Origin of the sequence: Butyricicoccus faecihominis (assembly GCF_024462775.1) — a bacterium.
GTDB lineage: Bacteria > Bacillota > Clostridia > Oscillospirales > Butyricicoccaceae > Agathobaculum > Agathobaculum faecihominis_A.
The window spans coordinates 1-12,106 of sequence record NZ_JANGCE010000022.1 but is presented as its reverse complement, the minus strand read 5'-3'; the positions used below and the strand labels follow the sequence as shown (position 1 = coordinate 12,106).

The following is a 12,106-nucleotide window of genomic DNA, read 5'->3' as shown; positions in this document are numbered from 1 at the left end:
AAGGAAGAAGTATGAAACGCGAATTTTTAGAAGGTCTTGACCTTGGAGACGGTGCGAAGCTGTCGAAGGAATCAATCGAAGCGATCATGGCTGAGCACGGCAAGACCAAGACCGCGCTCGATAACCAGATCACGGCGCTGACCACGGAGCGTGATACGCTGAATACCCAGCTCGGAGAAGCCAACGAAGCGATCAAGGGCTTTGAAAAGCTCGATGTCGACGGCATCAAGACCAAGGCGGCGGAATGGGAAACCAAGTACAATACCGACACGCAGGCGCTAAAAGACCAGCTTGCAGCTAAGGAGTACGAATACTCGGTCAATGGTGCTGTAACCGGCCTGAAATTCACCAGCGAAAGCGCGCGGAAAGCCTTTGTCGCCGATCTGACGGCGAAGAAACTGCCGGTGCAGGAAGGCAAGCTGCTCGGCCTTGAGGATTTCGTTAAGACCTACAAGGAAAGCGATCCGCACGCATTCGCGGAGGACGACGGCGAACCCGCCCCGCACGTTGTCAGTAAAACAAGCGGCGGCAATACGGGCGGCGCGGGCGCTGTGCTGCGCGCGGCGTTTGGGCTGCCCACGAGTGAAAAGGAGTTATAAATTATGGCAAACGCGATTGAACTGGCAAAGGCCTATGTGCCGCTGCTGGACGAGGTTTACAAGCTGGCGTCCCTTACGTCCGAGCTGGACGGCGCGCCCGAGCTGGCGACGCAGGGCGCGAACGCGAACGAGTTAATCATCCCGATGCTGGACATGCAGGGCCTTGGCGATTATTCGCGCAACGACGGCTATGTCAAGGGCGATGTGACGCTGAAAAATGAAACGGTAAAGTGCAACTTTGACCGCGGCCGCATGTTCACCGTTGATTCGATGGACGATCTGGAAACGGCGGGCATTGCCTTTGGCCGTCTGGCGGGCGAGTTCATCCGCACCAAGGTGGTGCCGGAGCTGGACGCGTTCCGCTTTGCAAGCTACGCGGGCAAGTCGGGCATCACCAAGGTAAGCGGCGCGCTGGCGGACGGCGCGGCGGTCATCGCGGCGCTGCGCGCGGCGACCACGGCCATGGACGAAGCCGAGGTGCCGATCGACCAGCGCTATCTGTACATCACGCCCACGCTGCACGGCCTTGTGCAGGACATGGACACGACCAAGAGCCGCGAGGTGTTCCAGCGCTTCGCCGCGATCAAGGATGTGCCGCAGACCCGCTTTTACACGGCGATCGAGCAGAAGACGGGCAAGGCTGGCGAGGAGGCGGGCGGCTACGCCAAGGCCACGGACGGCGCCGAGATCAATTTCATGATCGTGCACAAGCCCGCTGTGATTCAGTTCCCCAAGCATATCGCGCCGAAGATCATCACGCCCGACGTGAATCAGGACAGCGACGCTTACAAGTTCGGCTACCGCAACGTCGGCATCGCGGACACCTACGCGAACAAGGTCGCGGGCATCTACCTGCACCACAAGGCGTAAGGGAGGAGAACGCCATGGGTAAAGTAATCGGTTTGACGTTCCCCGAAAAAGAGAAGAAGCGGGGCGGCAATAAACCGCCCGAGAGTGAGAAACCAGAAAGCACGAAACCCGAGGATGAAAAGCCCGAGGGTTGACGAAAGGAGGGCCGCGCAATGGCCTATGCAGATTACAGCTACTACAAGACCACCTACGGCGGCACGATGATTGCTGAGAGCGCCTTTGCGCGGCTGTCCTGCCTTGCTTCGGCATACATTGACAGCCTGACGTTTGGTAACGCGGCCAAGGATACGGAGCACGCGGAGCAGATCAAGACCGCGTGCTGCGCGCTGGCCGAGGAATACCAGCGGCAGGACAGCGGCGGCGAGGTGGCGAGCGAGACTGTGGGGAAATGGTCAAAAACCTATCTGTCAAGTGGGCAAAGCTTTGAGCAGCGGCTGTATCGAGTGGCCGCATTTGTACTGGCGCCAACCGGATTATTGTACGGAGGGGTGTATTGATGTTTCAGCCAACAATCACAGTTTGGAACCGCTCGGACGATGAAACCTATACCCGCGTCCTGATCGAGGGCGCGTACTGGGAGGACAACCGGGGCGTTCAGCTTCGCAAGACGGGCGTTTCGCCGGACAATGGGATATTCGTCATTATTCCCATGGAGAGCGCGCCAGAGGGTTTCTCTGTTTGCGCGCAGGACTACATGATGCAGGGCGACGTCCCGCTGCAGCCCAAGAGCGCGAAGGAGCTGCTGGCCGCGGGTGCCGTGATGGTATCCGCGGCCGACCGGCTGGGTTTCGGCGGGTTGCCGCACTGGGAGGTGACGGGGAAGTGAAAATTGAAACGCCGCGAGGAACGGTATTTCATACAAAAGACGGGAAAACAGCAAGACTTGTATGGAATCCGGGTTTTCAGGATACTTGGCAAGGCAGGTATGATCGTGCGCAGATGTTTGTCGACAACGAAGTTTTGCGCCGATCCGATCCGCTTATTCCATTTCAAACCGGCATGCTTAAGAAATCCGGCATTCTTGGCACGATAATTGGAAGTGGCGAGGTTGAATGGATTGCGCCATATGCGCGGTATCTGTACTACGGCAAAGTATATGGGCCGAATATCCCACGCTCGGATGGCGGGTTTTTCTCGCCTACAGCCCCGAAGAAACCAACAGGCAAAGAAATTAAATTTCACGGCGCGCCAATGCGTGGAGCTTTTTGGTTTGAGCGAATGAAATCTGCGCACAAGCAAGATATCCTTGCGGGCGCACGACGACTGGCGGGAGGTGGCAAATGAGTATCATTAAGGTCATGCAAGACTGGCTTGGCGAATATCCGGGCATGAGTTTGCAACCGTTAAGCAAAGTGCTGACCGATCTGACCAAGGATGTGCCGTCAAGCTATGCACTGGCACCGGCGGGGGACGGCAAGACGCAAACCGATGTTGCCGGGAACCGGGAATACACAAAAAACTATGTGTTTTATGCTTGCGAATCGGTTACGGATGAAGCTGATCGGGCTGAAAACCACGATTTTCTTGAGGGATTCACCGAATGGCTTGAGAACCGTGCAGACAACGACGATTTCCCCAAAATTCCCGGCGGCTATACAGTGGATGCAATCGACGTATCCAATTTGCTGCTGTACGACGTGAACACGGACGGGAGCGGCATTTATCAAGTGCAAATACAATTAAGAATCACGAAATGGAGGAAGTAAAATGGCCGTAGTGAAGAAATCCAAAATCAAGCGTAAGCTGCTTGCATCGTTTTTGAATACGGGCACCGAGGAAACGCCGGTGTGGTCGCTGATCGGCGACGGCGTGACCGAGCAGACGATCTCGTACAACCCACAGACCAGCGACGAAACCTACATCAATCAGGACACCGGCGTGACGGACGTGGAGAACTACAAGCCGACCGTAAACAACCCTATGACCGCAATCAAAGGCGATCCAGTATTTGAGTTTGTGGACGATATCCGCATTAAGCGAAAGGTGCTGGACGATTGCGTAACCGATGTGCTGTTCGTCTATCTATACAAGGAAGCGACCGAGGGCGCATACCCGGCAGAGCGCAACAAGTGTGGCGTGCAGGTGGACGATTTTGGCGGCGCGGGCGGTGAATCGACGAAATTAAACTTTAGCCTAAACCTTCGAGGCGACCCTGTGCACGGCACATTTAACCCCGAAACCAAGACATTTACTGAAGAAGGGGGCGTAAGTGCATGAATATTCAAACAAATCTGATTCTTCCGGTGGAGCGCAACGGGAAACCGGTCGGAGAGCTGGTGTTTGACCCTAGCAATACTGATTTTAGGCGTTCGTTTTATGCGCTTCAAGGGAAATTTAAGCAGCGGCAGGAAAAATATATAGCAGACGCGCAAAAAATCCCCCAAAGCGATGGGGCGGCATTCATCGATCTGGAAGAGAAAATTTGCAAGGACATTTACACTGACATTGATGATCTGTTCGGAAACGGAACAAGTGAAATGGTATTCTGTAATACTTTTTCGCTTGATGTGGTATTCCAGTTTTTATATGAGGTTCAAACATGCGTTTCCGCCGAACAGGAGAAAAAGCTTGCAAAGTACACGAATGTCACTAAGGTGCTAAGAAAGTGAATGCACTATCTGATCGTTTCCCGGATGCAATAGAGATTGATGGTAGGGAATACGAAATAAATTCAGATTTCCGCGACTGTTTGACAATCATCCTTGCGTTTGAGGACAACGAACTTACGGATGAAGAAAAACAAGCCGTTATGCTGACGCGCCTATACAAAACAATACCGCCAAATCTCACAGAAGCGTGCGAAATGGCGGTATTGTTTTTAAATTGTGGAGATACCCGTCAAAGAGATACAGAACCACACGCTCGACTGTACAGCTTTGCGCATGACGCGGACTATATCTGGTCTGCTTATTATCAATCATACGGGGTTGACCTTGAATCGATCAATCATTTACACTGGTGGAAATTCTGCTATATGTTCACGGATTTGAGTGAAGAAAGCTTTTTTCAACGGATGATCTATCTGCGCAGACGAAAGCGTGATGGAAAACTGAGCAACGAGGAACGGCAAGCCTACAGCCAATTACACGATATCTTAGAATTGCCTATGCAAAAGGATACAGAATGGCAGGAAATCGAGAGCGAGTTTATGCGGAAGCTAGGTCAACGCAAGCCAAACTGAGCTTTACTATATGCGCGCTTATCCTGAAATGAAACATTACAGTTAGAACCGAGCATACCGTTTCCGGGCCATTTATATATTTCGACGTTTCCATATGACGAAAGAAGTGAGCCATCGCCCCCGAATAAATTTTTTACTTCTTCATAGGTCATTCCATTATCCACATTGTTGAACTGTGTTTCGGAAACAACAGTAGCGGCTCCTGTAATAAGCTTTGTGATGAATGCGGGTGGAGAAAAGAAAAGAATGCCGAAAAAAAGTATAGCGCAAATACCGGCCACCACCATACGCTTTGTTTTGCTAGCATGCCATGGTTCACTACAAAACTCCGCCTCGATGCGCTTTCGTATTCTCTTTGATTCCATTTTTGTGCATGGTTCAGGTGTAATATTTTCTAATATGTAGTCGGCGGCGTTCTGACATTCTGCATCGTTATAATTAGTACAAAGCTTAAAAAAACGCACAATCTCCGAACGGGTGCGATATACCCCTAGAATGACCGTAAGATCAATGCTATCTCCCGATTTATCAATATATTCTGCCGCCATAAAGATAACCCCCATTTTAATGAATCCGCACTCTCAGAGCGATTATTTTAATATAGTTTACCATAATTCGACATGCGAAACAACCACCTTGCAAAAGTAGGGTGGTTTTATTATGCCTAAAGGAGGTAGTTAGATGCCAGCAGGATATGACGGCAGTATAAAAATTGATACAGAAATCAGTACTGACGGTTTTTCAAAAGGTGTTGATGATGTTCAAGCGAAGGTTACAAATATTGATGGAGCACTAGGCAAGTTAGGCAAAACCATTGGAGCTGTGTTTACCGTTAGCGCGATTAAAGATTTTGGCGGGCGAGCGCTGGAAGCTGCAAGCGATTTACAAGAGGTACAAAACGTTGTTGATACGGCGTTTGGAGGTATGGCCGGACGAGTGGAGGAGTTTGCAAAAACTTCTATTGAGCAGTTCGGCATGTCGGAGCTTGCAGCGAAGCAAACAGCTTCCACTTATATGGCAATGTCAACCGGCATGGGAGTAACAGGTCAAGCGGCGGCAGACATGTCTCTTAATATGACCGCTCTTAGCGCGGATATGGCTTCATTTTACAATGTCTCGCAGGATGTAGCCAGTACGGCTTTGAAATCTGTGTGGACCGGCGAAACCGAGACGCTAAAGCAGTTCGGCGTAGTCATGACACAAACCAATTTACAGCAATTTGCTTATCAGCAGGGCATCCAAAAAAACATTGACAAAATGACGCAAGCTGAACAGGTTGAACTGCGATATAAATATGTCACCGAACAGTTATCGCTTGCACAGGGCGACTTTGCAAAGACATCTGACAGTTGGGCTAACCAAACGCGCGTTTTGTCGGAACAAATTAATGTTCTAATGGGAAATATCGGTACCGCGTTAATTCCACTACTTCAACCGGTGTTGGATGGTATTTCTGCTATTGTTGCAAAGCTTGTAGAGTTTTCCGACTGGGCCGCTGCAAACCCAGCGGCTGTTGAGACCATGGCAAATATCATTTTGTCGCTTCTTGCAGGAATTGCCACATACTATACAGCGAAAAACATTATAGGAATGATAAGCGGGATAGGGGGAGCGTTTCAAAAGTTTGGCGAAGTGCTTTCGACACCAGCCGGAAAAGTCGCAGCGCTAGTATTGGTGTTTGGTCTTTTGGTTCAAATGCTGACGCGCCTTGGAGCAGCATGGGACAGCATGTCAGGAGTGGAAAAGGTAGCTGCAGCGCTTGGCGGAATTGTTGCCGTCGCATTCGCGGCAGCGTTGGCAGTCGGAGCGTTCCAGTCGGCAATTACGATGGGCATTGCGGCGCTGGCCATTGTTGCTGGAATCACAGCAATGACGGTGGCGATACAATCAGCAGAATCAAAATCAAACGCGCAAATGAATGCTTCTTCCAGTAGCCCCAATCTAGGGAAAGGCGTCACCCCATATTATTCGCGGTCGGCATCGATCCCCAAATTTGCAACCGGAGCCGTGATCCCACCCAATAACGAGTTTCTTGCCGTGCTTGGTGACCAGAAAAGCGGACGTAACTTTGAAGCCCCCGAAGGGATGCTTCGACAAATTGTCCGGGAGGAAAGCGGCGGCGGGAGCGGTGTGCAAAGAATAGAATTAGTTCTGCGACCAACTACAGGGTTTGTGAGATCACTCGGAATAGAGCTCGACGAAAATAGCCGTAGGCGTGGGATCACTTTAATCAAAGGAGATACCTAATGAGTATTATTGTTTTGGACGGGAAAAGTTTTTCAGTTGGCGTTGTTGAGTTAGTGCGGAATGCCGAATTGAAAGACGGAAGCAACTCCGGCCCTTTGCTGTCTGGCCGATACGTGCGCGATTTGATAGGCACTTACTATCACTATAACTTGAAATTTGGATCATCAATAATGTCGCCGGCCGATTATGACGCGCTGTATGAAACGCTGACCGCGCCGGTAGACTACCACACAATCACGGTGCCATATGGGCAGGAAACGAAAACCTTCCGGGCATATGTGTCCAATGCATCGGATGTGCTGCGCCGCATGACCGATAAGGTAAATCTGTGGGGTGAACTGACGATCAAGTTCACTGCCATGGAGCCCAATAGGAGGCCATAATATGAGCCAGAAGATTACATATGGAAATCGAACATTCACGCAAGATGATGTCAAATCCGGCGAATGTCACCTCGCAAACGATCTGATGAGCGCTTCCCTCGAGATGAACACGCTGGATTTTGAGGTGGAGAGTAACGATACCAGCCTGCTTACCTTCACGCGAAACGCACCGCTGACGTACTACAACGACGGCCAGCAGATAGGCATCTTCTTCGTGCAGAAAATCAAGCGCACAGCCAAGACGCGGTATAGCTTTACCTGCACGTCAGCCATGGGCTTGCTGGATGAGACGGACCACTACGGCGGCATCTATACCGGCCAGACAGTGGCCGAGGTCGTGGCGGATATCTGCGGCAGCACGCCGCATTACGTCAAGACCAACCTGAAAGATATCAAGCTTTACGGGTATCTGCCTATCGCCACACGCCGGGAAAACCTGTCGCAGGTGCTGTTTGCGATCGGGGCGACGGTCAAGGTGGATATGAACGGCTATCTGCGAATCGAAGGCTTGTGGGACGGTGTGAGCGCCACAATCGGAGAGGATCGCGTATTCGAGGGCGGTTCGGTGGAATCAGACACGCCGGTAACGCGGGTCATCGTCACGGAACACCAGTACATCAAGGGCGCGGAATCTAAAACGCTGTACGAGGGCACCACATCGGAGAGCGACATCATCACGTTCGACGCGCCGATGCATGATCTGGTGGCGAACGGGTTCCGTATTCTGGAGAGCGGCGTCAATTACGCAAAGGTATCTTCTGGCAACGGCACGCTGTCCGGCACCGCCTACGTACATAACACCCGCGAGGTGAGCAAGGCTGTCAACCCCGGTGATACCGAAAACGTGAAGCGTGTGGAGGATGCAACCCTTGTATCACTGGCAAATGCAAACGCCGTGGCCGAACGCCTTGCGCGGTACTATGCCGCGCGGGAAGTGATCGAAGCGGACACCGTGATGGACGGTGAAAGCCCCGGCGATGTCGTAACGGTAGCGCATCCCTACGGCGGCACGGTGCAGGCTTGCATTGAAAGTGCGGACGTTGCCTTGTCCGGTATCCTCCGGGCGGCTACGCGGTATTTGGTGGGGTATGCGCCGCCGGACATAGGCGAGGACGAATACTATAACAATGCGTTGGTGATCGTTCAAAACGGCGAATTTATTGTACCGGAAAACACCTTTAGTGTTCATGTGGTTATTATAGGCGGGGCGCAGGGCGGCATGAGCGGATATAAGGGCGAGAATGGTCAGGACGACGGAGCAGGTAACAAGGGCGGTAAAGGCGGTTCCGGCGGCGACGGAGGCGCGGGCGGAAAGGTGTTTCAGGTGGTACTTGATGTCACTCCCGGCGCGAAATTCTCAATATCTATTGGTTTGGGCGGCGGCGGTGCACTTGCCTCAGAGGACGGCTCAAATGCAGGAGCGCCGGGAAGCGCAACAACGTTTGGAAGCTACAGTTCTGATAATGGCTCCTCCTACGCGAACGGGTTTGTAGATATCTTTAGCGGAGCTGTCTATGCAAGGGCAGGAGACCCCGGAACTGCTGGCGGAGACGGTGGCGACGGGAAAACAGAAGAAGCGTCTGGTACCGGAGGCGACGGTCAAAGCGTTTTGTCATTTCTCGGCGGCAAGGGGGGCGATAACCGGGGGGCAATCGGCTCGAATGGTCAAATCGTAGCATTTGCTGGTGGCGGCGCTGGCGGTGGCGCCGCCATGGGCAATAACGGTTCCGATGGCGGCAGCGGCAGATGTTCGTATGTTGACGACGTTCTGGGTACAGGCCCCGGATATTTGGTGACAGGCCGAAACGGTGGCGCAGGAGCGGATGCGACTGCAACGCCTAGCAAACCAATGACGCGCGGCAACGGTGGAACCGGCGGCCACGGTGGTGGTGGCGGCGGTGGCGGCGGTAAAGGCCGCGCAAATGCCGTTTGGAATGGCGGTGGCGGTACTGGTGGCCTCGGCTCAGGCGGCGGCGCTGGTGGCGACGGCTGCGTGATCGTGTATTATCGCGTGTACAATCCGCGCAGTTCAGGCGCGGCAATCGACCGCGAGGGACGCGAATGCTTCGATAAATACGGCAGGAGGTTGATAGTTTAATGTCGAAGACTTATATGCACAGATACGGCGGCGAGGAGATAGACGCTGCTATTGATATCCTGAACGGCGGAGCAATCGGCGGCCAGCCCGGTTCAGTTGAAATCCAAGGCGCTGTAAACGCCTCCCAAGCGGCCAGAGATGCAGCGCGAGAAGCGGCCACGCAAGCAGGGCAAGCGGAGGAAACCGCTCGGCAAGCCGCGCAAGCTGCCCAACAGGCGGCGGCAAGCATGCAGCCCGCCGAGAATGAGCGAAAGGCGGCTGAAATTCAGCGCAAGAATGATGAAGCCATCCGGCAGCGGCAGGAATCGCAGCGGCAAGCCAATAACGCCGCAATGATGCTGTGGGAAACCTACGATCCAGCAGGAGAATACGTTGTCGGCAACAAGGTATACCGCGATGGGTCGAGTTATATATGCACTTCCACCTGTACTGGGATTGCTCCGCCGGATAGTCGCTTTTGGACGCGGATTGTAGCAAAGGGAGACAAGGGCGATAAAGGTGACGTCGGCCCGAAAGGAGCGCGCGGCGAAACCGGTGAAACCGGACAAACTGGCCCGCGCGGCCCGCAAGGCGAAACCGGACCAAAGGGTGCAACCGGCGGGCAGGGGCCAACCGGCGCGACCGGCCCGCCGGGCGAGAGGGGCCTCCAAGGCGAGCGCGGCATACAGGGCGAGCAAGGTCCTGCTGGCCCCATCGGCCCGGCAGGTGCTAAAGGCGAGCAGGGAATACAGGGCGCGGTTGGCCCGCAGGGGGCGCAAGGCATTCAGGGCCCCAAAGGAGATAAGGGCGATAAAGGCACCGCGGGACAGCGCGGAGACAGTGGCGTTACAGCTCCGATTAATGGATTCTTTACGCTGTGGATGCGCGCGGATGGTATGCTGATGGCTCGTGTGCCAACTGGTACATCGCCGCCCCCGCTGGTTTTAAAAGACGGAATACTTTACTGGCGAAAGGAGATTGTAAATGCCTGATGTAACATATGAAGATATCCCTCTCGGTGGGCCGTTGATCGGCCCGCAGGGGCCACAAGGCGATACCGGCCCGGTAGGTGCGCAAGGTCCCCAAGGTAAGCAGGGCGTGCAAGGCCCAAAGGGTGATAAGGGTGACACCGGACCCCAAGGCGCGCAGGGCCCGAAGGGTGACAAAGGAGATAACGGTGCGACCGGCGCAAAGGGTGCGACTGGGCCTCAAGGGGCTACGGGCCCTGTCGGTCCGGCAGGCCCACAAGGCATAAAAGGCGATACCGGCGCGACAGGCCCGAAGGGTGATACCGGCAAAAGTCAATATCAATCTGCCGTCGAGGGCGGTTACAGCGGCACCGAACAGCAATACGATCAAGCCGCCGCCGCTATGCCGGAGCACATAGAGGATGCGGCAAAGCATCTGTCCGATGCAGACCGGGCGAAGCTGACAAACGCAGTAGGTAAGCCGCTGGCGGCCACGGCCACGATCACGCCTACATGGACAGGCGGCTATCCATATTCGCAGACGATATCCATTCCGGGTGTCACGGCGACATGCACGGTGGATGTGCGGCTTGCGTCGGATGCATCGGTACAGGCGGCACAGCAGTATCAAGTACTTGGGCTGCAAGATGGCGGGCAGGCGGCGGGACAAATCACTTTGCGGGCTTATGGAGCGCTGAATACGGTGGATATCCCGATTAGCGTTACGATTGGAGGGGATGGCTGATGGTCAATACGATTGGGTCAGGGATTTGGGCGCCGGGGACGGATATGTTTGTAAACGGCGGGTTTTGGGTCAACCAAAGGGCACAAGCGTCTTACCGCGTGCCGCATAACACCTACACCGTAGACCGATGGAAATCCAACCTTGACGCGCAGATCGACGTGGTAAGCGACGGTATTAAGGTGCATTCGTTGGGAATCGCGTATTCCGGCGTGTGGCAGATCACCGATGCACTGTTTCTTCGCGCTGGGGACACTTTCACTTTCAGCGCTATTTTCCCCGAAGCGCCGCCGCCCGGATGGTATATCGATGCGCAGGCTGTGCGGGGCAGCGATGGCACTGGCGCAGGCGGCAACAACACGATCGGGCACGATTTGCAACAGGGTCTTAACACGCTATCTTTCACCATGCCAACGGGCACATATGGGGTGCATTATATCAGGTGCTTTATCTGCAACTGCTCGACTGAAGACACCGTTGCTCATCTCCACCGCGCCAAACTGGAACCCGGCCCTATCTCCACGCTGATGTATGACGCGCCGCCGGATATGGCGGTGGAGGAAGCAAGGTGTAAACGGTATTTTGAGCGATTAGGTAATTGGAACAGCTCACAATTAACCGACTATGAATATATTCAAGAAGGATCTGCGCAAGGTGTATTCACTATTAACTATTCCACTAAAAGAGTAATTCCAACCGTTAAACTATCATCAGCGGATCAATACCGGATCATATTTAGAAATCCAGTGAATGGGAGCGTTGTATCCGCTGAAACTCCGACAGATATTGCCGTTAACGATGTGATGAAAACAATAGCTACTATATCGACGGCGATTCCGAATATAAGCGCAACGGTTCTAGGAATGCTTCAAAGAAACGATGGTTCCACATCACCATGGATTGATATTGACGCAGAAATCTACTAAGGAGGGAAATCATATGTACAACACAATAAATGTAAAAATATGGGGGGGGGGGGGGTAAAAACCCCTAATTACCCTTTAGGCGGTGACCGCCATGATTACCGGGCATGGTAGCG

At 53.5% G+C, this 12,106-nt stretch carries 16 protein-coding genes; 15 read left to right on the top strand and 1 reads right to left on the bottom strand.

Annotated elements, in window-relative coordinates; translation table 11 throughout:
• The first annotated feature begins 11 nt into the window (after positions 1-11).
• The 9 genes from NE562_RS11580 (at position 12) to NE562_RS11540 (ending at position 4,650) form a co-directional block, all read left to right on the top strand.
• The gene (locus tag NE562_RS11580) at positions 12-599 is read left to right on the top strand and encodes a phage scaffolding protein (RefSeq protein WP_280962582.1); all 588 of its coding nucleotides are present in this window, start codon (positions 12-14) and stop codon (positions 597-599) included.
• A gap of 3 nt (positions 600-602) precedes the next feature.
• Entirely contained in the window at positions 603-1,469 is an 867-nt protein-coding gene (locus NE562_RS11575) for a hypothetical protein (protein ID WP_280962581.1), read from the top strand.
• Between the two features lie 152 nt (positions 1,470-1,621).
• Positions 1,622-1,966, top strand: coding sequence for a hypothetical protein (locus NE562_RS11570; RefSeq protein ID WP_280962580.1), 345 nt, complete (start codon positions 1,622-1,624; stop codon positions 1,964-1,966).
• Complete coding sequence (locus tag NE562_RS11565; protein ID WP_280962579.1) at positions 1,966-2,295, top strand: DUF6751 family protein; 330 nt, start codon at positions 1,966-1,968, stop codon at positions 2,293-2,295. Before NE562_RS11570 ends, NE562_RS11565 begins: the two co-directional genes overlap by 1 nt.
• Complete coding sequence (locus NE562_RS11560) at positions 2,292-2,753, top strand: minor capsid protein (RefSeq protein WP_280962578.1); 462 nt, start codon at positions 2,292-2,294, stop codon at positions 2,751-2,753. Before NE562_RS11565 ends, NE562_RS11560 begins: the two co-directional genes overlap by 4 nt.
• The gene (locus NE562_RS11555) at positions 2,750-3,175 is read left to right on the top strand and encodes a hypothetical protein (RefSeq protein ID WP_280962577.1); all 426 of its coding nucleotides are present in this window, start codon (positions 2,750-2,752) and stop codon (positions 3,173-3,175) included. The genes NE562_RS11560 and NE562_RS11555 overlap by 4 nt, the downstream gene beginning before the upstream one ends.
• Position 3,176: 1 nt before the next feature.
• Positions 3,177-3,686: a phage tail tube protein gene (locus tag NE562_RS11550; protein ID WP_280962576.1), complete on the top strand. Its 510-nt coding sequence runs from the start codon at positions 3,177-3,179 to the stop codon at positions 3,684-3,686.
• Positions 3,683-4,078 carry a DUF6673 family protein gene (locus NE562_RS11545; protein ID WP_280962575.1) on the top strand — a complete coding sequence of 132 codons (396 nt, stop codon included), beginning with the start codon at positions 3,683-3,685 and terminating at the stop codon, positions 4,076-4,078. The genes NE562_RS11550 and NE562_RS11545 overlap by 4 nt, the downstream gene beginning before the upstream one ends.
• The gene (locus NE562_RS11540; RefSeq protein WP_280962574.1) at positions 4,075-4,650 is read left to right on the top strand and encodes a bacteriophage Gp15 family protein; all 576 of its coding nucleotides are present in this window, start codon (positions 4,075-4,077) and stop codon (positions 4,648-4,650) included. The genes NE562_RS11545 and NE562_RS11540 overlap by 4 nt, the downstream gene beginning before the upstream one ends.
• On the opposite strand, the gene NE562_RS11535 is transcribed toward NE562_RS11540, so the two are convergent.
• The gene (locus NE562_RS11535) at positions 4,632-5,198 is read right to left on the bottom strand and encodes a hypothetical protein (protein ID WP_280962573.1); all 567 of its coding nucleotides are present in this window, start codon (positions 5,196-5,198) and stop codon (positions 4,632-4,634) included. The two genes, NE562_RS11540 and NE562_RS11535, sit on opposite strands and share 19 nt — an antisense overlap.
• Before the next feature lie 133 nt (positions 5,199-5,331).
• On the opposite strand from NE562_RS11535, the gene NE562_RS11530 reads away from it, so the two are divergent.
• The 6 genes from NE562_RS11530 to NE562_RS11505 all read left to right on the top strand — a co-directional run bounded on the left by NE562_RS11530 (position 5,332) and on the right by NE562_RS11505 (position 11,993).
• Complete coding sequence (locus NE562_RS11530; RefSeq protein WP_280962572.1) at positions 5,332-6,897, top strand: hypothetical protein; 1,566 nt, start codon at positions 5,332-5,334, stop codon at positions 6,895-6,897.
• The gene (locus NE562_RS11525; protein WP_280962571.1) at positions 6,897-7,280 is read left to right on the top strand and encodes a hypothetical protein; all 384 of its coding nucleotides are present in this window, start codon (positions 6,897-6,899) and stop codon (positions 7,278-7,280) included. The genes NE562_RS11530 and NE562_RS11525 overlap by 1 nt, the downstream gene beginning before the upstream one ends.
• 85 nt (positions 7,281-7,365) lie before the next feature.
• On the top strand, positions 7,366-9,378 hold the full coding sequence (locus NE562_RS11520) for a hypothetical protein (protein WP_280962570.1): 2,013 nt from the start codon (positions 7,366-7,368) through the stop codon (positions 9,376-9,378).
• Complete coding sequence (locus NE562_RS11515; RefSeq protein ID WP_280962569.1) at positions 9,378-10,349, top strand: collagen-like protein; 972 nt, start codon at positions 9,378-9,380, stop codon at positions 10,347-10,349. The genes NE562_RS11520 and NE562_RS11515 overlap by 1 nt, the downstream gene beginning before the upstream one ends.
• A complete protein-coding gene (locus NE562_RS17685) occupies positions 10,342-11,070 on the top strand; it encodes a hypothetical protein (RefSeq protein ID WP_305147460.1) in 729 nt (242 codons plus the stop codon). The genes NE562_RS11515 and NE562_RS17685 overlap by 8 nt, the downstream gene beginning before the upstream one ends.
• Positions 11,070-11,993: a hypothetical protein gene (locus tag NE562_RS11505; RefSeq protein WP_280962568.1), complete on the top strand. Its 924-nt coding sequence runs from the start codon at positions 11,070-11,072 to the stop codon at positions 11,991-11,993. The genes NE562_RS17685 and NE562_RS11505 overlap by 1 nt, the downstream gene beginning before the upstream one ends.
• Positions 11,994-12,106 lie beyond the last annotated feature (113 nt).